The organism is Desulfosediminicola flagellatus (assembly GCF_005116655.2).
In the GTDB taxonomy this organism is placed as follows: domain Bacteria; phylum Desulfobacterota; class Desulfobulbia; order Desulfobulbales; family Desulfocapsaceae; genus Desulfopila; species Desulfopila flagellata.
Genome location: NZ_CP050698.1, coordinates 1,871,373 through 1,893,222, shown reverse-complemented (window position 1 = coordinate 1,893,222; position 21,850 = coordinate 1,871,373). Strand labels below are relative to the sequence as shown.

The following is a 21,850-nucleotide window of genomic DNA, read 5'->3' as shown; positions in this document are numbered from 1 at the left end:
AAACCCGATTTCGATACTCAAAAGCCTACAAAATCCCCACTTGCCTAACATCAAAAACGTTGACACATTTCAATTATTTGTATTGTTTGAATATCATCTAAATGGTAGTAAATATTTCGCAAACCAACTCATCCAGAGATTAAAAGAGGACACAATGAAAGAAATAGTAAACACGCTCTTATGCACGATGACTCTTTGTTTTCTGCTATCTTTATCTGCTACCAGAGCTCATGCTCATGATATAGATGGCGATGGTCAGGAAGGATTGGCGGAAGCCATCCATGCATTAAGGGTCGCATCGGGAGAATTGAACGAAAATTCTAATGCAACCTGCAATGATCGTATTGACAATGATGGTGATGGGCGTTCAGACTGTAACGATTCCGATTGCGCCGAAGCATCTGTTTGTGCAACTTATGAAAACACAAACGAAACGTGCCTAGACGGAGTAGATAACGACAAAGACGGCCAAAAAGACTGCGCTGATTATAACTGCACAAATGTCCCGGTCTGCCTCTTCTACGAAAATACGACAGGAACATGTTCAGATAATGTCGATAACGATAGAGATGGATTTAAGGATTGTGCTGATTACGATTGCAGGAACACCTCTGCGTGCAATTAGCATCAACACTATTACTGAACAATCTGATAATCTTCTGATTCTCCCTCCCCTGTATTAAAAATATCCTGACAAGGATTTCAAAAGAGCTCTCAAAGACTCGCTATGAACGACTGGCACCGTTCATAGCGAAGTTCGTCACTTTTTTCGAGGCAATCGCAATTAAGAACCTCTGAGATCCTTTAGGTGATATTCATAGGATGCTACTTCCGTTGAATCTTTTACCACTTTGGCAAAAAAACAGTGCTCTACCAAAACCATCATCTTTATGTGCCGAATTATATAATTGGTTTCTTATTATTTAGATAAGATGAGTTAAGCAGAGATCATTCGCCTTGCCTCCCGTCAACATCTTCCATCCCTACATTGCTTTTCGTTAACACTGATTTCGAAGTTAATAGAAATATTTTTTACCACCGACAAGAAAAATCAAACCCACATGCGTATAGTGAAAAAAATGAGAAAACAGTGTATAGGCTAGGTTGCTTAAAAAAATACTCATGTTTAACATCGGAAATCCGTTGTTTTTTTTGCGTGATTTCCTAAAAAAGTTTGAATACTTAAGCCCTTGATAGATGAACAGCAACACGAAATACTTAATTGAGCTTCAGGGTATGACCAAAACATTTCCCGGTGTATTGGCAAATGATTCAGTCGACCTTCGAATAAAGCCGGGTGAAGTGCATGCACTACTCGGTGAAAATGGTGCCGGAAAATCCACTCTTGTAAAGATGATATATGGAATCCTTAAACCGGATTCAGGTACCATTCTTTATAATGGAGAACAGGTAGAAATTCACTCCCCGGCCCGTGCACGAGAACTTGGCATCGCCATGGTTTTTCAGCATTTTTCCCTCTTTGACTCCTTGTCTGTTGTAGAGAACATCTCACTTGGCATGGACGAGAAAGTCGATATGAATGCGTTGGCTGCTGAAATTCTTGATCTTTCTGAAAAATACGGTTTACCCCTTGATCCTCACAGGCATGTATACACCTTGTCTGTCGGCGAGCGCCAGCGTATTGAAATTATTCGCTGCCTACTGCAAAAACCGCAGTTGCTCGTTATGGATGAACCAACCTCGGTATTGACCCCTCAGGAGGTTAACAAACTCTTCGTCACCCTGAATCGTCTTGCAGATGAAGGTCTGGCAATTTTATACATCAGCCACAAGCTTGATGAAATAAAAGAACTCTGCCACAAAGCCACCATTTTACGATTAGGCAAACTTGTAGCAACAGCTGACGTTGCAAGAGAATCCGCATCATCACTTGCAACAATGATGATGGGAGAAGAACTTCAGGAAAACCAACCGAGAAGATCCATAAATGTTGGCGAAGTGCGACTAAAGGTTGACAATCTCACCATGGAGGCAGCCGACGCAACCGGGATATCTCTTAAAGACATCAATCTTGAGGTACGCGCGGGTGAAATTGTCGGGATCGCCGGTGTCGCAGGAAACGGTCAGGACGAGTTGCTCAAAGCGCTGAACGGTGAAGAAACCTGCAGAATGTCTGAGTGTGTAGTCATTGACGACAAACATTCAGGAAAACTCAGCCCTAACGCCAGAAGAAAAGCCGGGCTTGCCAGCGTTCCTGAAAAACGACTTGGTCATGGCGCAGTACCTGACATGAGCCTTATAGACAATGCCTTTATGACCGGTTTCAATCGGATGGGATTACTCATTAAAGGAATAATCAACTACTCCAAAACCCGTAACTTTGCTAATCAGGTCATTAATGATTTCGCTGTAAAAACTCCTGGCGCTAACGTGCAGGCCGAGAGTCTTTCCGGAGGAAATTTACAGAAATTCATTATTGGCAGAGAACTTACTCAACGACCCGACATCCTCATTGTATCTCAGCCGACCTGGGGTGTTGATGCCGGCGCAGCGCAGACCATTCACAGATCCCTGCGTGAACTTGCCGAAAAGGGTGCTGCACTACTGATAATCTCGCAGGACCTTGATGAATTAATGGAAATATCAGATCGAATTGGTGCTATTTGTGGCGGAAAACTCTCAAAGTTTTACCCCACAGAAGAGATGACGATTGAAAAAGTCGGTTTGCTTATGGCTGGCGTTTCGCTTGAAGATGGAGGTAACAACAATGTTGCCTAATTTAGTTAAGCGCCAGTCGATATCCAAAAAGATGGTGTACCTCTCGCCAGTCCTTGCTTTTATTCTCTCGCTTCTTGCCGGTGTTTTCCTGTTTATAATGATGGGAGTTTCTCCACTTGCTGCGCTGCATGCCTTTTTTGTTGAGCCACTATCAAATGGCTACAACCTCTCTGAGTTAGGCGTAAAGGCTACCCCCCTTATCCTCATCGGTGTTGCTCTTTCTCTCGGCTTTAAAGCCGGGGTATGGAATATCGGCGCTGAAGGCCAGTTAACCATGGGTGGATTATGCGGTGGTGCAGTTGCACTCTATTTTTATGATCAGGAAGGGATGCATATTATCCCGCTGATGCTGATGGCAGGTGTACTTGGCGGTATGGCCTGGGCTGCAATTGTCGCCTTCTTAAGGGTACGATTCAACGCCAACGAGATTCTGACCAGCCTCATGCTCAGCTATGTTGCAGGCCTGTTTCTTAATTTGATGGTGCATGGACCACTCAAAGACCCTGAAGGTTTCAACTTTCCGGAGTCCCGGTTATTCAGCGACTCAGCTCTCTTGCCAGTTCTGATTGAAGGTACACGGTTGCATATTGGCGCGATAATGGCGCTTGTTTTTGTCGGCATCGGCTGGATCATATTATCACGGACGCTACTCGGATATCAGATAAAAGTCGCGGGGTCAGCTCCTGCAGCCAGTGCTCATGCAGGTTTTAGCGGAGCCAGGATTATCTGGATCACTCTGCTTACTGGTGGGGCTATTGCAGGCCTTGCCGGCATTATTGAGGTTTCCGGCCCTATTGGACAACTCCTGCCGAATATTTCACCCGGTTATGGATTCACCGCAATTATCGTCGCCTATGTGGGACGTCTTCATCCTGTAGGTTCACTGTTTGCCGGTTTACTGCTGGCCTTAACCTATCTTGGTGGTGAAACTGCCCAGATTCAGCTCAACCTACCGGTAGCTGTAACAGGTGTTTTTCAGGGATTACTGCTGTTTTTCCTGCTCGCCTGTGATGTATTAATTCATTATCGTATCCAATTTGGCAAGCCTGCATTGGCTGTGGAGAAAAGCTGATGGAGTTACTTTTACCTGCATTGCTCACTATTATTACTGCGGCAACTCCACTCTTGTTTGCTGCAATCGGCGAGATGATAACCGAGAAATCCGGCGTACTCAACCTCGGCGTAGAGGGAATGATGGTCATGGGAGCCATAACCGGCTTTGTTGTCGTCCACTATACCGGTAGTGCCACACTTGCTGTTTTGGCAAGCGTAATAGCCGGAGCCCTTATGGCAGCACTTTTTGCTCTGCTTATCCTTACATTTCATGCCAGCCAGGTTCCGACAGGTCTTGCGCTGACGATTTTCGGTATAGGCCTGAGTGCGCTTATCGGGCAGTCAATGATCGGTATTGCGTATAACGGTATACCTAAAATATCGATACCACTACTCTCATCCATTCCGGTTGTTGGGAAGCTTTTGTTTCAGCATGATTTTCTGGTTTATCTCTCCATCGTAATGGTACTGCTTGTCTACCTGTTTCTCAGTAAGACACGAGCAGGCCTAATACTTCGAGCTGTCGGCGACTCACATGACGCTGCTCATGCAATGGGATATTCTGTTATTAGAATCAGATTCATGGCAACATTATTTGGCGGCGGAATGGCCGGTCTTGGTGGTGCATATCTTTCGCTTTCATACTCGCCGCTCTGGGTTGAACAGATGACCGCAGGCCGAGGATGGATAGCTCTTGCACTTGTCGTGTTTGCCACCTGGCGACCATGGCGCGTATTGCTTGGAGCATATCTGTTTGGTGGAATCTCCATTTTGCAACTGCACGCACAGGCAATGGGTATTGGCATACCTTCCCAGGTCATGTCCATGCTCCCCTATCTTGCAACAATCGTTGTACTTGTTATTATCTCACGAGATCTGACAAAAATTCGGTTAAATTCCCCTGCAAGTCTTGGCCGACCATTTCATCCAAGCAGATAAACTCAAAACATTTGATTGACAGTTGAGTTAAATAGTTTATCAGTAAAAAATGATTTTCTGATTATACTTGTGATCGATAAGAGGAATGTGATAGTTTGCAAGCCCTTCATATCTGTGCATAATCATTTATAGCAAAATGTTATTCTGGTGCTGCCCCCATATTGATGGGCTGACAGTATCACGTTTCGTTAAAGTTTTTTAGTCGCTACGATTCATACAAAGAGGAGAGAGAAATGTTAAAAAAGTCGTTATTGTCATTAATGCTGGCAGCGGGCCTTGCTTTCGGCTCAAACGCAGCAGCAGAGACCAAGGTTGGTTTTGTATATGTAGGACCGATCGGAGATCATGGCTGGAGCTATCAGCATGACCAGAGCCGTCTTGCAGTAGAGAAAGAACTTGGTGTTAAAACATCATATGTAGAAAGTGTACCAGAGGGTGCAGATGCCGAGCGTGTTATCCGTCAGCTTGCCAGCTCCGGACATGACATCATTTTCACCACTTCTTTCGGTTACATGAACCCTACTCTCAAAGTAGCGAAAAAGTTCCCGAACGTTAAGTTTGAGCATGCAACCGGTTATAAGCGTGCAGATAACGTCAGCACCTACTCTGCACGATTCTACGAGGGTCGCGCAGTTATCGGTACCATCGCTGGTAAAATGACCAAATCCAATATCGTTGGATACATTGGTTCTTTCCCAATTCCTGAAGTTATTCGCGGCATCGATGCATTCACCATTGCAGCGCGTAAAGTTAATCCTGATGTCGTAGTTAAAGTTGTCTGGGTAAACTCCTGGTTTGATCCAGGCAAAGAAAGTGATGCAGCTAAAACCCTCATTGATCAGGGTGCAGACATCATCACCCAGCACACCGACTCCCCCGCTCCTCTTCAGGTTGCCGAGAAGCGTGGTGTATTTGCATTCGGTCAGGCTTCTGACATGAAATCTTTCGCACCAAAAGCACAGTTGACCTCTATCGTTGATAACTGGGACAATTACTATATTGCTCGCGTTAAAGCTGTAATGGATGGAACCTGGAAGTCTACTGACACATGGGATGGTATCAAGCCGGGAATGGTAGAGATGGCACCTTACGGAGATGCCGTACCTGCAGACGTTCGTGAACTAGCTGAAGCAGTTAAGCAATCTATTGTTGATGGAACTTTTCACCCATTCCAGGGCCCTATCAAGAATCAGAAGGGCGAACTGGTTGTTAAAGAAGGTGAAGTTGTTTCTGACAAAGAACTGTCTGGTTTGAGCTGGTATGTTGAAGGTGTTGAGGGAAGTATTCCTAAGTAATTACCTTCCGACCAGAGATTTTATTGAAAGCCGCCGTGTCGCTCAAGCTGACACGGCGGCTTTTTTCGTTTGAAATATTTTGTCTATAACATTGGAAAAAATTCTATTTCACACGATACGTATCGCTCGGGCGATCCTGCAGAAAAACCTGATCAAACTGCATTATATCTGCCTTTTCGTACCACTCTTCACCTTTTTTTATGCATGCAGCACAGGCTTTTCGCGGAATATGTACTGCCAAAACGCTCTTGCCGTAATTTGAAGAGCTCTCTATACGTAATGTTCCGGCACAGTCGTCACATACACAAATCTCTTCATTCTGCCTTTCAAGAATATTATCTGTATCGTAGAAGATCTGGCGGTTGCGCACATTACATCCGGAGTTACTTCGCAACGCCGCTTTAAGTTCATTTCGATTTTGCCAGAGCTTTATGGCATCTTCGCACACCCTTGTAATTTTTTTGGAAGTTTCAGGCGTTTGCTGCAGGTAATCCGGATCAAAATCAGGTTCACGCAGGTTCCCATAATCAAGTCCTGCCATTGCCATGATAATCCCAGCGTTAACATATGGAAGCGCACCTTCTATTGCGTATCCGCCTTCAAGCACAGCGATATCCGCCTTCAACATTTCTGTCAGTTGAGCATAGCCTCTGGCTGAAAAATTCATATTGGTGATCGGGTCAGAATAGTGATTATCCTGCCCTGCCGAGTTGATAATCAAATCCGGCTTAAAATCATCCAGAATAGGTAGGACTGCATGTTCAATTGCATACAAAAATCCGTCATCTGAGGTTTCCGGCGGCAAGGGTATATTTATGGTACTACCGACCGCATTCGGTCCACCGAATTCTTTTAGAAAACCACTTCCCGGATAAAGCGTGCGACCATCCTGATGAATTGAGATAAAAAGCGTATCGGGGTCATGCCAATAAATATCCTGGGTACCATCACCGTGATGGCAATCTGTATCTACGATAGCCACTCGATCAACACCGTACGCAGATCGCAGGTACTCAATCATTATCGCTTCGATATTAATATTACAAAATCCCCTGGCTCCATGAACCACACGATTTGCATGATGGCCCGGCGGGCGAACAAGAGCAAAACCTCTGTCGATAGTTTTGTCCATTACCGCTTTACCGATAGTTTTGGCCCCTCCTGCACTAATAAAATGTGACTCCGTGCACACACCATGGGGATCTGGTACGCAGAAATGCGTCCGCTTAATATCTTCGGGGGTAACTACGTCAGGCTTAAGTTCTACAATTCCCTCTATATCCAGCAGGCCTTCCTCAAACACCTGATCCTGGGTGTAGAGTAATCGCTCTTCCCGCTCAGGATGGGTTGGAGAAATTGCCCAGTCAAAGGCTGGAAAGAATACTAGACCGGTTTTGTTTTTGGCTCGAAGCATAATGTTCTTTCAGGTAAGTTGTTGAATAGTTATAAATAATCAGAAATCATCTCTGCTCAGCTTTCCGGTCTCAGGATCATAACCGGATATCAATCCCGGCTTAACCTGTGCCCTAACCCGTATATTCTTACCCGATGAACTATACCCGCGAATCATATTAAACTGAGACTCTTCTATGACTTCCATTTGCAGATATTCGGGAATCGCCCCACGTTGGATAGCTTTCTGGCGGACAAGATCAAAGGCAATCTGGCGCACTTCTTTCAGCCCCATGTCGCGACTGACAGCCTTGTCCAACTCTTCCCCCTGAGCGGTGATGATATTTCGTGCTGTATCCACATAAACAGTCACTTCACAGGTAGTGCGTGAAAGAGCACAGCCAATGGCGTTAGCCACGTGCCAATGCGGTACAGTTGAAACAGTACCGTCAAATAGTGTAGCCAGCTTTTCAGCAAACTGTTTTGCCGGCCCGCCAAGTACCTGAATGTGATCAGGCGTAACAGTCATGCCCTCAAACATTTCATGGACGGTGTAAACCGGTCTGCTGTTGATTTGATCGACCATATCCTGCGCTGCACTAAGTATATTCTGACACGCAGTGGTGAAAATCATTTCGGCAATTTCCGGCACAGGTCTATTCAGTTCTTCCGAAAGTGCCATCAGTGTCTCAACGCCCTTCAACCTATCGACACCTTCAATTAACCCAAGAGCACACAGGGCATCGGTTGGTGTAATCGTACGACCACCGTAAACCATAGCTACCCCCTGACGATCCGGCCCAATCGTTATCTTACCATCCTGTGCACGAACCACACTATCGCCACCTATACCTATAGATTTGGTCAACAAGGCGCGTATAAGTGTTTTATATGAACCAATCTCTATTCCCTGAGAAGCAATTATCGGAGCACCGTTTAATATAACAGCCATATCCGTTGTCGTTCCGCCAATATCAAGCACCAGACAAGTTTTATCTTTAGGCGCTGTGGCAATAGCACCCATGACACTCGCAGAAGGCCCGCTTAATATGGTTTGTGCAGGATAATACAACGATGCCGAGACATTCATATTACCCCCGTCTGGTTTTAAGATCCTGATGGGGACATCGAGCCCATGTGCCTTCAAGGACTGCTGAACGGCTTCAAAGAATTTGCTATGCACAGGACAAACCGCACCATTTAAGTACGCAGTTGCGATGCGCCTCGGGAAGCTCAGAATACCGGACAGGGTATGTCCCATAAACACGTGATCAACATATGGTGCGAGAAGTTCTGCTATGCGCTTTTCGTGTGCTGGATTACGAACTGAAAACTTTGAAATCACCGCAGCGTACAACACTCCTTCCTGCTGGAGGTCTTCACCAATCGCCGTTATCTGTCGTTCATCAAGCGAGGCAATCTCTCTGCCGCTATGATCCAGTGCACCATCCACCACATGATAATGATCACCTACCCGAAAATATTCAGGATCAATTCCTGGCCCGGCTGATACAAGAACAGCGACAGGTGGTAACTGCTGCTGGACAACCATATTCGTGGCCAACGTTGTACTCAACACCAATCGTTTGATAGTGCTTTTATCCAGATTTTCCGTCAGCTGTTCCAGGGTAGCCATAAGGGTTTCAAACAGACGATCTGTATCAGTGGAAACTTTGATCTCACGAACCACGCCCTCTGCACCGATCAGTACTGCATCCGTATGTGTGCCACCTACATCAAGTCCGATAATCATTGATCATTACCTTTTCTGTACCGCTTTATCTGTTCTTAAGGTCTTTCAACCAGGCTTACTTGCGACAGCTACAGGCATATACATGGATCAGGAACTACCTTTCTCTTCTTTCAATACTATAGCCAGACCACGACCTGCTTCGAAGGCTTCATCAAGATAATCCTGGCGACTATCAATTTCGCCTTTACGATCAACATCTCTACAAAGAACAGACTTCCATAAACCGGCACTGAGGACATCAAAGAAATATTTTACAGTGAGAATTGCACCATCAAATAACTTTTTACCGCCAGTCGCACCCACTGAAATAAATAGACCTTTACGGGTCTCTGGAGCTTCTCCAAACACTTCATTGTCAATCCAGTATTTCCGTACCCAGAGCGACTGACAGCGATCCATGAATATTTTTGTGTGAGCACTTACAGAATAAAAGAAAATCGGGGAGGCAAGCATGATGCCATCACTGGCTTCAAGCTTTTCGAGAATTTGCGGAAAATCGTCCCGAATGGCACATTCTCCGGTTTTGATACAGTTATAAATTTCCAGGCAGGGGGAAATTTTATAGTCACGCAGGAACACTTCTTCGACATGTACCCCTTCCTGCCTGGCACCTGCAACAGCCCTCTTTAAGAGGGTTGCACTATTTCCATCACGACGGGGACTGCCATAAATTGCGATAATTTGCACAATGCACTCTCCAGACCACTACAATTTTTTTTATAAAATGCTTCTCCTTATATAGTTTTCATCCTGAAAATATATTTTTGGTTCAATATCGACACACGCTTGAGATTATTACCGAAGGTATTTGACTGATATTCCTATAATAAAAACTTCAAGCGTAATGCTGAGTCTGTGCCAAAGGGTAGTTCTCGGATCAAAACTATCTAATCAATACAACTACTGCGGAAGGAACACACCATTCCGCAGCAATCCATCTACAACATAAATCAAGCCGAATAGTATAGTATATTAAGGTAATTTAAAATCTTTTCCTGCAAATTGTACATTCTCTATGGTTGGGTTCATAGGAGCAACGGCATGAACACCACCGCAATCAGGGCATGAATCAACATATGTTTTCATTTCAAAAGGCTTGCTGCACCCCTGACAAACAACGTTCAAAGGTCCCCTTGTGATGAGTTGGTCCCGAACTCCGCCACCATGTGCATTATACACGAATTCTACTAATTCTTTCCCTTGGGAATAAGGACCACCGGAACCACCACTTGAACAACCACATCCACAACCAGACATAAAGCCTCCAGATATTTTAGAATTACGGGTACAATAATCTTTAAGGATCATTACCCATTGCACGTAGTAATTCCAGTAAAATACCCGGTTATATCGATGCATAAAATGATGTAAGTCAAGTTTCACCTGATACGGATATTTTTATATACTATTGGCTGGTAAGTACAAAATGACGACAGGATATTGACATTACAAAATGGGATCAATTGGCCACAACCTCCAGAAATACATTTTCATTTTTTTACCGAACGTAGCATAGCTATCCGGATCTTCTTCAGAACTGTTCCAACTGTTTTCCGGTCGCATATCCCTGTCAATTGCCCGCCCGACCTTCGTCGCAAGTATCTTGTCGGTTATGAGTACACCAACTTCAGTATTCAGGTGTGCAGAACGCGGATCAAGATTAAATGTTCCGACAAAAAGTGTTTCACCATCAATAACCATCGTTTTTGCATGTATGGCAAATGTCGGAACAGCCTTTTCCAGAGCTCCATACCGCTCGATAAGATCCCGCTGAATCTCAGGATTTGGTTTAAATTCAAACACATCAATTCCTGCTTCGAGAATATCGTCCCGTTGCTTTGAATAGCCGCTAAATGCCTGGAGATTATCAGTTGAAGCCAAAGAATTTGTGCTGATTGTAACCGTAACACCACGTTTTATCAGCTCACGAAAAAACTCAATTCCTCCATCCGGCATGATAAGATAGGGAGATTGAATCACAACGCTTTTCTTTGCTTCCGAAAGTGCCTTTACCAATCCGTCTAAAGTATCACTTCCGCCATCCAATGTATCAGTACGGTTCTTCCCTGGAATATCATGGGTAAAGGCAATGTCTCCCCAGGTCATTACCTGCTGAAGCAGCTGAAATTTCTCAGGTAACAGTTGTAACGCTTCCCGTACCGCAGGCTCAAAATTTACAGGGCTTAAGGAATAGGCATGCAAATCATCATAGATCTTCGATTGATCCTCTGCAGATAATGGCGCAATCCCTTTGCCCAGCAATTTATCTATCGGTACAACAAATGTAGAATTCCAGAATGCTGTGAAATTGTTCTCTACATCTTCTACCACCGAGCCTATCAGCAATACATCACGATCCCGAAAATTGTATTTCCTGTTATAATCGAAATACTCATCGGCCATATTTCTGCCACCGGTTATTGAAACACTGCTATCAACCGTAAACGTCTTATCATGCATACGCTGATTGGAAGAACGGAAATTGAACACAAGATTCCAAAGACGATCCAACGTAGAGATCCCGACAGAATGTTTCGGGTTATAAATCCGTATATCTATATTCGGATGAGCATTAAGGGCAATCATCGACGAGTCAGGGGCATCAATTAACAGATCATCAACGATTACCCGAACCTTTACTCCACGCTCAGCTGCCCTGAGCAAAGCTTCAGCAGCCAGAATGCCGATATTATCTGTACTCCAGATAAAATATTGAACATCAATAGCTCGAACAGCGTGGTCTGTCAGCCATGCACGCGCAAGCAACGCCTCCTCACCCTTTTCAAAAATATAGGCTCCGCTTTTTCCATTATTACTACCTGTTATTTCCAGTTTTGCCTGTTCAAGAGTCATAGCTGCTGCGTGCTGATCAACCTGAGAGAGTTCGACACCTGCAAATAGCAGCAAAATGATAAAAACGCGCACGACAAGACTACTATGCCTGCAAAATTGTACAGATGGGTTCATATAAAGTCTGCTTTCTGTTAAAAAATTCAAATAGTATGTATTTCTCGTCGTATATAGATATCAGGTAATAGCTTTACATCCTTCAGATATATTTTCCTCTTGCCTCGCTGTCAAGGCAGTTATCCTGGCTGTCCAATCCTCTCCCTCTGTTTTCCTGTAAAGACGACATTTACACCCACACACATCAGACATTTTGTGTACACAGCACAGTCAATCAATGTACACCATACCAACAAAGCGATTGTGAAACCTTACACCACAAACACGTTTATCCACCTATTAATAGATAGTTATCAACTATAAAAATCTTCTGGCATGAAACATGTAAATACATCCCCATCTGCAGGAAAAACATTACTACATGGAGGATGACCAATGAAAACAGATAGAAACAGTAGTTCACTTGTTACCACAATAATTACCGTGGTAGCATTTTTTCTCATTCTGGCAGTATTCGGCAAATCTCAAGCCGCAGGACTCTTAAAACCTAAAAATGGAGATAGTTCAGCCATCGCAATTAAATCTCATGATGTATCCGTAGTCATCAACAATGGATTTTCAAAAACCGAAGTTGATCAGGTTTTCACTAACTCCGGCGACAATGACCTAGAGGCTATATACTCCTTTCCTCTGCCGCGCCAGGCAAGTCTTTCCGAGGTAAGCTTGTGGATTAATAATCAGGAAGTTATTGGTGAAGTCTTTGAAAAACAACATGCTAAAGCAGTCTATGAAGAACAAAAGGCAAACGGAAATAGTTCAGCACTCGCTGAAAAAGACGATTTCAAAACTTTTAATGTCTCCGTCTACCCTGTAAAAGCTCAGGCCGACACCCGTGTTCGCCTTGTTTACTATCAACCTCTTAACATTGACATGAACATCGGTCGCTATGTGTACCCGCTACAGGAAGGTGGAGTTGACGATGAACGAATTGCCTTCTGGTCTGTCGATTCAGCTGTAAAAGAATCATTTACCTTTGACCTCACACTCAAATCCGCCCAGCCGATCAAAGATGTGCGACTGCCTGGCTACACTCAGCAAGCTCAGATCGAGCAACTCTCTGCAATCGATCAAAAAGAAGTTGGCAACACAGATATTTACCATGCCCGCCTTGACTTCACAGAGGGCGCAAACCTCTCTGAAGATGTTGTGTTTTACTATCGTCTCGACGACACCGCCCCGGCACGTGTTGAAATTATCCCTTACAAAGATACAGGCTCAGCAACAGGATCATTTATGCTGACGCTAACTCCCGGTGCCTCGCTTGCCAGAATCACCGAAGGTGTTGACTGGGTATTTGTACTTGATAAATCAGGCTCTATGGGTGGTGGTAAAATTCAGACGCTCATTGAAGGTGTCTCTAAAGTAATAGGTAAGATGAGCCCGGCAGACAGATTTCGTATAGTCACTTTCAATAAAAGTGCCGACGATCTCACACGCGGATTTATTACAGCAACACCGGAGAATGTACAAAACGCTCTTTCAACAGTTAATGGGATAACTGCAGGTGGAGGCACTGCTCTTCATGCTGGCCTCAAGCTTGGCCTGAAAAAAATGGATGATGAACGTACCACTGCCATGGTCCTCGTAACTGACGGTGTTGCCAATATCGGCCCTACAAGGCATGCAGATTTTCTACAGCTTGTTGATGCTCAGGATATTCGACTCTTCACCTTTGTAATTGGTAACAGTTCAAACAGGCCACTACTCGATAACCTTGCTAAAGCGTCGGGCGGATTTGCCATGGACATCAGTCCTGGCGACGACATCTATGGTCGTATTCTCCAGGCAAAATCTAAAGTTTTACATGAGGCTTTTCATGATGTTGAAGTTACTTTCTCTGGAGGAAAAATCGACGAGTTAACACCTGCATCACCAGGAACACTTTTTCGTGGACAGCAGCTTGTTATGTTTGGAAAATACACAAAACCCGGCCCTGTAACCATTTCCATGAAAGCAAAAATTTCCGGTGCCGAACACGAGTGGACCAGTACGGCAATTTTGCCGGAGACTGATACCGACAACCCGGAAATTGAACGACTGTGGGCGCTATCGGCAATTGATGAAATCATGGAAGAGATTCGCCTTCATGGAGAAACCGAAAAGAACCGTAATGAGGTGATTCAACTTGGTACAGAATACTCGCTGGTAACAGACTACACATCAATGGTCGTACTTGATGAACAGGAAATGGAACGACTGGGCATTCAACGGCCTAACAGTAAACGTGTAAGCCAGGAACGAACAGCCCAGGAAAAACGGGAAGCATCACCAGTAAAAAGCTATAGAACCGACAACGACTCAAGTGGAATGTTTAAAGGTGCCCCTTCACCCGGGATCGGTTCAGGCCCTGTTGGACCTTGGCTGCTTATACTGCTTGCTGGTTGCGGGTGGTTAGTACGGCGTAAATCGTAATATCAGATAAGAAATACCACAAAACACGAGAAAACCATGCGACCACTTCATATCCATAGAAAGTTTGTAATACCAATAACATTTCTCAGCCTGTTATTGCTAAGCAACCAGCACCTGTTTACAGATACAGCCCCTTCAGCACTCATCTATGATACAAAGTCGGTCGCATCAGGTGAATGGTGGCGGATTTTCAGCCACCTCCTGGTACATGTCAGCTGGTACCACCTACTGCTCGACGCCACAGCTGTTGCAATTATCTGGCGTGAGCTTAATATCCAGTCTCTAGTGTTAAAATTCGGATCTGCAGCTATCTGCGCCGCGTGCAGCCTTCTGGTTGCTGTCATGTTTTCACCGCGTATAACTGAGGTTGGTTTTTGCGGACTCTCTGGCATGGCACACGGTTTGATGTTTCTGCTCGGAGCATTATGGACTCATCAAGCCCTGGCGAATACGGGAAACTCAGGAAAACAAAAACTGAAAAGAACAACGTTGCTACTCGGATGCACCCTTGCAGGAGTGAGCAGCATTAAAAGCATTGCAGAAGTTCTCAGCGGGTCAATTCTTTTTGGGAACCTACATGCTCACAACCTCGGGACTCCCATCGTCCATGCCCATCTTGGTGGAGTTCTAGGTGGATTGATCGCCTTTGTTCTCTACTGCTCACTCAACAGAGACAGCAGAAAAGCATTCCCACAAAACCACCTATAAAAAAACAATCCCGAATGCATCACTGCAATCGGGATTGCCCCTCCCCCCTCTCAGCCCCAAATAATACCGATTGCAGCCCACGAGAATTCACACCTCCCAGATCTGCATTATTTAAACAGCTATTCCTTTTGAGGCAGCTGTTTAAAATACCATTGCATGGGATCAGTTAACTCAAACCCGGCTTCAATAATCCGCTCTTTCACCCGAACAACATTATTGGTTAACAGATACGGAAATACAGCCTTCCTGTTCAGCTCCAGTGACTTAGAAACAAGTACACTTCCAAGTGAAATTTTTTCCGCAGTAATTATATCCACAATTTTCTTCATCTGTCCCTGCTTCTCATCGGAGAGAATGCAAAGTAATGTACCAGGCTCGTCTATACCCATTACATCAACAAATGCTGATAGCAAATCCCTTGTCGAGAGGATTCCCTTAAGAAACCCTTCCTCATCAACAACAGGCACTGCGCCGACTTTATATTTCCGCATTATCAGCAGCACATCCTGCATGGTGTAGTAACCATATATTTTAACAGGCTCCTTTGTCATGATTTTCGATATAGGAAAATTCATGATTTTCTCAAGTGACCTGTCATGGTCTGCCTTGTCAAGAAGTGTCGAAGGCATAGCACTTCTCATATCGCGATCTGACACCATGCCTAACAGCAGGCCTTTTTCATCGATTACCGGTAAATGCCGAATGCGTTTTTCAAGCATCATATTGCGCGCCTGTGCAATTCGTAAATCCGGCGAAGCTGTAATCAGGTCTGTTGACATCCTTTCACTGACGAACATAATCCCTCCTCAATCATGAGTGGTTAGTACGCGTTTTTTTCTGCCAAATCTACAACAGTCATACACCCCGCATGCCAGCCAGGTGTTTAATGTGATTTTCAACAAGTAGCGGTAGTATTTCTAAATTGTAGCCACCTTCAAGTACCGAAACAACCCTGCCATTTGTAAGTGTATTTGCAAGGTTCATAATCAACTCTGATACAAAATCATAACCGTCTGTGCTCAGATTCACGCCTGACATCATATCGTTAACGTGAGCATCAAAACCTGCGGAAATCAGCAACACATCAGGCTTAAACTGTTTAAAGGCAGGAATAAGGTCCTGAGTGAGCTTTTTTCGATAATCAAGATCACCGCGACCCGGCAATATAGGTGTATTTAAAGTATAGCCTGCCCCCTCACCAATGCCTAAATCAAACTCCCGACCTGTTCCTGGATACGCAAATGAAGGGTGTTCATGAATAGAGTAATAATAGACTGTAGGATCCGCTTCAAATATATGCTGGGTTCCATTTCCGTGATGCACATCAAAATCTATAATGCCAACCCGTTCGACCCCCCACTTCCGCTGAAGATAACGTGCTCCGATGGCTACATTGTTAAAATAACAAAAGCCCATAGCTTTGTCCGCTTCAGCATGATGTCCCGGTGGCCTTACAGCGCAAAACGCGGTATCGACATCACCCTGCATCATGTAATCAATTGCTTTCAGCACCCCTCCAACTGCAAGTAGCGCAGCATCATACGACTCCCTGCAAATCGCATTCTCCTGATGATCAAAGTCAGGCATGCCCATCGCGCAGGCATCATTGAATCTCATGATGTAATTGACATGATGAACGGCTTCAATCCATCGTTGATTAGCCGGCTCGGCTTCTATCCTGATTAATTTTTCCAACAAACCTGATTCTTGAAGTCGGTCCACTATCACTCTGAGCCGGTCTGCTGTTTCAGGGTGCCACTCTCCGGTATTGTGCTGCAGATACTTTTCGTCAAATACAAACCCGGTTTTTTTCATGTGTTTGTTCCCTGTTTGTATAAATAGTTTCCATCCCGAATCGAGGGATTTTCTTCTAAATCAAGGCGCTCGATACATTTCACCACAGCCACATACTTGATATCGGAGTCTACGCTTACCTGCGAGAATACAATCTTGAGAGCAACGAAGAGCTAGATGGAAAGCACCGTTTTCGGATGGAAACTACATACTGGTTGTAATTATTCAACCAACATCAAAACCACACAATCGGTGCTTCAACTCCGTTACTCATTCCAGCATCAGAAACCATGTTTCCAATAAGCAAGAAAGCTATTCCCTCCACACTCTGGCGCCATCAGCGTTATAACCAACCAACACCGCATAGTAACCTTAATCAATTTGTATACATCAATCACCATTATGATGCTCTTCTTTTCACAACATGTACTCAAGCATTCAATGTTGCCTTCTTCTTTTATATAAATTTTTTTCATTAAGAAAGAAAAAAAGATTTACAACAAAAGTTAGTCAGAGTAACATTGTTCTTAATCAGACTAGGTACAAACTATTAGCTTTGCATTTTAACACGTACTTTCGAGAATATAATAGTTTTAAACACTCGTAACATTGCTTCATAAAGTTTTTTCAAAACCTTTAGTTTGACAGGTTGCATTTTACCCATATTACTGTTTTAGCATACTAATCCACAATGAGATTCGCTTCACAACTTCAAGGCAACTCGATTATGGTAACAATGTTAAACATAGCTTCAAGACATTTTACGCCACCACCTCCCGGCAATTCTACAATGCCGTGGACAACATTAACACTTCGTCAAACGAACCCCGTTCGAACTTTCGGAGCAGCTAAAAATTACATTCCAGCAGCTTCGACACAATTGCACTTTCATGACGTTACTCAATATAAATTTCCAACCGATTCCGGATTTGAAGCACCACTGGACATCGATGGAACTTCCATCCCGTTAGGCGACAGCATGGTGCGAGTCGCGACAGCCGGGTTAACAACTGTCAAAATTCAAGGGAGTAACTGCCATGTCTTTTGAGAAAATCGTACAGCTGCGGGAAAAGAAAGAAAAACTCGCTCTTGGCGGCGGTAAAGCTCGAATAGAGAAACAGCATGCCAAAGGTAAAATGACAGCAAGGGAACGACTGGAATACCTTTTCGATCCCGGGTCATTTATAGAGTTAGATGCGTTCATCCGAAACCGTTGTACAAATTTTGGAATGGACAAAATGGAGTTCGAAGGTGAGTCTGTTGTCACCGGATATGGAATGGTTGATGGTAGACTGGTCTATGCCTTCTCCCAGGATTTCACGGTAACAGGAGGAGCCCTTGGAGAGATGCACGCAACGAAGGTTGTAAAAGCCATGGATGCCGCAATAAAAGTCGGCGCCCCCATAGTCGGCTTAAACGACTCAGGCGGTGCACGAATTCAGGAAGCGGTTGATGCCCTCTCCGGTTACGGTGACCTGTTCTTTAGAAATGCCACATTCTCTGGTGTAATCCCGCAGATATCTGCAATCATGGGCCCCTGCGCAGGTGGTGCTGTTTATTCGCCAGCGCTTACAGACTTTGTCTTTATGGTCGACAAATCTGCCCAGATGTTCATCACAGGCCCCCAGGTCATTAAAACCGTTACAGGTGAAGAAGTAAGCCCCGAAGAACTTGGCGGCGCCATGACACACAATAGCATCAGTGGAAACGCGCATTTTCTATCTGATACAGATCAGTCCTGCATAGATTCCATTCGTAAACTGCTGAGCTACCTTCCCTCTAATAATATGGAGAAGGCCCCTGTTTTTGAAATTAATGATGACATTAACAGGCAGATTGATGAACTGGATACACTCATTCCTGAAAATCCCAATAAGCCGTATGACTTCATGGATGTTGTTACTTTGATCATCGATGATGGAGATTTTTTTGAATACCAACCCTATTTCGCAAAAAATATCGTAACTGGCTATGCACGGATAAATGGCAAATCAGTTGGTATTGTCGCAAATCAGCCAAACATGATGGCTGGTTGCCTGGACATGAATGCAGGAGATAAAGCGGCACGATTTATTCGCACATGTAACGCCTACAACATCCCCCTGCTCACATTCGTTGATGTACCTGGCTTTCTGCCGGGAACCAATCAGGAGCACGGCGGAATAATCAGGCATGGAGCAAAGATTCTCTATGCATACAGTGAAGCAACTGTGCCCAAAGTAACCATTATCACCAGAAAAGCGTATGGCGGAGCTTATGTTGCCATGTGCTCTAAATCTCTTGGTGCCGATACGGTTCTGGCATGGCCTTCTGCAGAGATCGCTGTCATGGGGCCGGATGGTGCGGTTAACATTATCTTTCGTAACGAAATCACAAAAGCTGAAAACAAAGCAGAAACCCACAAGAAGCTATTGGAAGATTACCGAGCTGAATTTGCCACACCATATAAAGCAGCCGAACGCGGTTTTGTAGATGATGTCATTGAGCCTAGCACTACTCGTCAGCGCATCATTGATGCCTTTAATATGCTCGAAGGTAAACGTGAAAAACGTCCGCCTAAAAAACATGGCAATATGCCGCTGTAACCGAGAGGGGCAATTATGGATACCATAGAATTAATGGCAAAATTTGCCGACCCGGAAACACTGAAGAATCTGACCACCATGCAGAGACTCACGGCTGGGTTGATAACCACAATACTTGGCATGGGAATCACATTTGTCTCGTTGGTAATTCTTCAATTCGTCATGGTTTTATTGGCAAAGTTTACTGTAGAAGCGACACCCGCCAAAAAACAGATTGGACCAGAACCTGCACCAACAGCTGCAGTCACTGCAGCTGCGAATACACAAAAAGACGAAGAACTCGTCGCCGCAATCACTGTTGCGCTTGCCGTGCAATTGAAAACTGCAGCCAGCAACGTTGTAATTAGAAATATCAGGAAAGTCGAAGATCATTCCCCTGTCTGGAACAAGGTTGGTCTGACTGAGCAGATGACAAACAATTCGTAGCTAGGGAGGCCCCAGTGATGAGAACCTTTAGAGTAGTGGTTAGTGGAAACGAGTATGAAGTTGCGATAGAGGAAATTACAGAGAAAGCAACTGCACCCGTTGCAAATGCAAGCCCGTCTGTACCAAAGCCAGCAGCTGCTCCAGTAGCACGCAAGGCGACTCCTGCCGCACCCAAATCAGCACCTAAAGCCGATGATGCAGATGGTACAATTCTGGCTGCTATGCCGGGAACTATTACCGACGTCAAAGTAAATCAGGGTGACCAGGTAAAACGCGGTGATACACTTCTTATTCTTGAAGCCATGAAAATGGAAAATGAAATCAAAGCCCACAGAGACGGCATTGTTTCTGCCATTCAGGTTGATAAAGGTGCATCTGTCAATGCCGGGATGGCGCTGTTAGTGCTTGCCTAATATTATGAGGGACCTGCCATGCTGAACGCTATACTGAACTTTTTCCACAGCACAGGATTTTACGGACTCACTTTTGGTGCAGTCCTGATGATACTTATCTCATTTCTTCTTCTCTATCTTGCGATAGTCAAAGGGTTCGAGCCATTATTGCTGGTACCCATCGCATTTGGCGTCTTACTTACAAATCTGCCATTTGCCGGCCTTATGGCCCCACCGGTAATGGAGATAAAAGAGCACATGATCCATACTGTTGAACCTGGTGGATTACTCTACTATCTGTTCCAGGGAGATCATCTGGGAATTTTCCCACCGCTTATTTTCCTTGGCGTCGGAGCAATGACCGACTTCGGGCCCCTTATCGCCAATCCTAAATCGTTATTACTTGGCGCTGCTGCCCAGTTCGGAATCTTTGTGACTTTTATGGGCGCAATCGCATCCGGCCTGTTTACTGCTCAGGAAGCAGCATCTATAGGAATTATCGGCGGTGCAGACGGACCGACAGCAATATTTTTGTCATCAAAACTTGCACCCCATCTTCTTGGAGCGATCGCAATTGCAGCCTATTCATATATGGCGCTTGTACCGATCATCCAGCCACCAATTATGCGTTTTCTGACCACCAAGAAAGAACGTTCAATCAAGATGACTCAGCTTCGAGAAGTCTCGAAAAAAGAGAAAATCCTTTTTCCAATTATTGTAACTATCGTGGTCTCGCTGATCGTGCCTCCCGCAGCAACCCTTATCGGTATGTTGATGCTCGGCAATCTATTCAGGGAATGCGGAGTTGTTGCAAGGCTTGAAGACACAGCCAAGAACGCAATGATCAATATAATAACCATATTTCTAGGGGTCACTGTCGGCGCTACCGCTACCGCTGAAGGCTTTCTGCGAGTTGAGACCCTGGTTATTCTCGCTCTTGGTATAACCGCCTTTGCAATCGGTACTGCAGCTGGCGTCCTGATTGCAAAATTGATGAACAAGCTGCTTGATGTCGAGATCAACCCGCTCATTGGCTCAGCAGGAGTTTCTGCAGTACCTATGGCGGCTCGGGTTTCACAGGTTGTCGGACAGCAGGAGGAGCCATCAAACTTCTTACTGATGCACGCTATGGGACCAAACGTTGCCGGAGTTATCGGCTCCGCAGTCTCAGCCGGTGTACTTCTTTCATTATTTGGAGGTTAAGTAACAACCGTAACGGATCCTGGCCCACAACAGGTCGTTCTTTTTTCTTGCAGATCAAAAGCATTTACATTACAAGCTGGCAGAACTTTGGCTCATTATGTTAAGGCCTTACACGATGTACAAGACGGGATTGGTTAGAAAAACAGCAAGTTAAAGTAACAACATTTCTTTACACAATGCCTTTGCAAGCAA

The 21,850-nt window shown here is 44.7% G+C and carries 18 protein-coding genes; 11 read left to right on the top strand and 7 right to left on the bottom strand.

Annotation, left to right across the window (positions count from 1 at the left end; translation table 11 throughout):
• Positions 1-154 precede the first annotated feature (154 nt).
• The 5 genes from FCL46_RS07860 to FCL46_RS07840 all read left to right on the top strand — a co-directional run bounded on the left by FCL46_RS07860 (position 155) and on the right by FCL46_RS07840 (position 6,026).
• Positions 155-625, top strand: coding sequence for a hypothetical protein (locus FCL46_RS07860; protein WP_136807127.1), 471 nt, complete (start codon positions 155-157; stop codon positions 623-625).
• Between the two features lie 611 nt (positions 626-1,236).
• Complete coding sequence (locus FCL46_RS07855) at positions 1,237-2,739, top strand: ABC transporter ATP-binding protein (RefSeq protein WP_217909584.1); 1,503 nt, start codon at positions 1,237-1,239, stop codon at positions 2,737-2,739.
• Complete coding sequence (locus FCL46_RS07850; RefSeq protein ID WP_217909583.1) at positions 2,729-3,811, top strand: ABC transporter permease; 1,083 nt, start codon at positions 2,729-2,731, stop codon at positions 3,809-3,811. Before FCL46_RS07855 ends, FCL46_RS07850 begins: the two co-directional genes overlap by 11 nt.
• Positions 3,811-4,731 carry an ABC transporter permease gene (locus FCL46_RS07845; RefSeq protein ID WP_136807124.1) on the top strand — a complete coding sequence of 307 codons (921 nt, stop codon included), beginning with the start codon at positions 3,811-3,813 and terminating at the stop codon, positions 4,729-4,731. The genes FCL46_RS07850 and FCL46_RS07845 overlap by 1 nt, the downstream gene beginning before the upstream one ends.
• A 233-nt stretch (positions 4,732-4,964) precedes the next feature.
• Positions 4,965-6,026, top strand: coding sequence for a BMP family ABC transporter substrate-binding protein (locus FCL46_RS07840; protein ID WP_136807123.1), 1,062 nt, complete (start codon positions 4,965-4,967; stop codon positions 6,024-6,026).
• Positions 6,027-6,129: 103 nt separating this feature from the next.
• On the opposite strand, the gene FCL46_RS07835 is transcribed toward FCL46_RS07840, so the two are convergent.
• From FCL46_RS07835 to FCL46_RS07815, 5 genes are all read right to left on the bottom strand, one after another.
• Positions 6,130-7,440, bottom strand: a complete 1,311-nt coding sequence (locus FCL46_RS07835; protein ID WP_136807121.1) for a histone deacetylase family protein — start codon at positions 7,438-7,440, stop codon at positions 6,130-6,132.
• 39 nt (positions 7,441-7,479) lie between these two features.
• The gene (locus FCL46_RS07830; protein ID WP_136807119.1) at positions 7,480-9,171 is read right to left on the bottom strand and encodes a hydantoinase/oxoprolinase family protein; all 1,692 of its coding nucleotides are present in this window, start codon (positions 9,169-9,171) and stop codon (positions 7,480-7,482) included.
• An 87-nt stretch (positions 9,172-9,258) separates the two neighbouring features.
• On the bottom strand, positions 9,259-9,858 hold the full coding sequence (locus FCL46_RS07825) for a flavodoxin family protein (protein ID WP_228723349.1): 600 nt from the start codon (positions 9,856-9,858) through the stop codon (positions 9,259-9,261).
• Positions 9,859-10,143: 285 nt separating this feature from the next.
• Positions 10,144-10,428, bottom strand: coding sequence for a hypothetical protein (locus tag FCL46_RS07820; protein ID WP_136807115.1), 285 nt, complete (start codon positions 10,426-10,428; stop codon positions 10,144-10,146).
• A 189-nt stretch (positions 10,429-10,617) separates the two neighbouring features.
• Complete coding sequence (locus tag FCL46_RS07815; protein WP_217909582.1) at positions 10,618-12,138, bottom strand: phospholipase D family protein; 1,521 nt, start codon at positions 12,136-12,138, stop codon at positions 10,618-10,620.
• Positions 12,139-12,513: 375 nt separating this feature from the next.
• On the opposite strand from FCL46_RS07815, the gene FCL46_RS07810 reads away from it, so the two are divergent.
• Together FCL46_RS07810 and FCL46_RS07805 are read left to right on the top strand one after the other, a co-directional pair.
• Positions 12,514-14,550, top strand: coding sequence for a VIT and vWA domain-containing protein (locus FCL46_RS07810; RefSeq protein ID WP_136807113.1), 2,037 nt, complete (start codon positions 12,514-12,516; stop codon positions 14,548-14,550).
• A gap of 36 nt (positions 14,551-14,586) precedes the next feature.
• Entirely contained in the window at positions 14,587-15,258 is a 672-nt protein-coding gene (locus tag FCL46_RS07805) for a rhomboid family intramembrane serine protease (RefSeq protein ID WP_136807112.1), read from the top strand.
• A 119-nt stretch (positions 15,259-15,377) separates the two neighbouring features.
• Here the strand turns inward: FCL46_RS07805 and FCL46_RS07800 are convergent, their stop codons facing one another.
• Positions 15,378-16,055: a CBS domain-containing protein gene (locus FCL46_RS07800; RefSeq protein WP_136807110.1), complete on the bottom strand. Its 678-nt coding sequence runs from the start codon at positions 16,053-16,055 to the stop codon at positions 15,378-15,380.
• A 58-nt stretch (positions 16,056-16,113) separates the two neighbouring features.
• Positions 16,114-17,073, bottom strand: coding sequence for a histone deacetylase family protein (locus FCL46_RS07795; RefSeq protein ID WP_136807108.1), 960 nt, complete (start codon positions 17,071-17,073; stop codon positions 16,114-16,116).
• 1,016 nt (positions 17,074-18,089) lie between these two features.
• Here FCL46_RS07795 and FCL46_RS07790 point away from each other — a divergent pair.
• From FCL46_RS07790 to FCL46_RS07775, 4 genes are read left to right on the top strand one after another with little or no spacing between them, the layout of a single operon-like run.
• Positions 18,090-19,637, top strand: a complete 1,548-nt coding sequence (locus FCL46_RS07790; RefSeq protein WP_136807106.1) for a carboxyl transferase domain-containing protein — start codon at positions 18,090-18,092, stop codon at positions 19,635-19,637.
• 15 nt (positions 19,638-19,652) lie between these two features.
• A complete protein-coding gene (locus tag FCL46_RS07785; RefSeq protein WP_136807104.1) occupies positions 19,653-20,063 on the top strand; it encodes an OadG family protein in 411 nt (136 codons plus the stop codon).
• A 17-nt stretch (positions 20,064-20,080) separates the two neighbouring features.
• Entirely contained in the window at positions 20,081-20,476 is a 396-nt protein-coding gene (locus tag FCL46_RS28165; protein WP_136807102.1) for a biotin/lipoyl-containing protein, read from the top strand.
• Between the two features lie 18 nt (positions 20,477-20,494).
• Positions 20,495-21,658 (top strand): sodium ion-translocating decarboxylase subunit beta, encoded by a 1,164-nt coding sequence (locus FCL46_RS07775; RefSeq protein WP_136807100.1) that lies wholly within the window; start codon positions 20,495-20,497, stop codon positions 21,656-21,658.
• Positions 21,659-21,850: the final 192 nt, after the last annotated feature.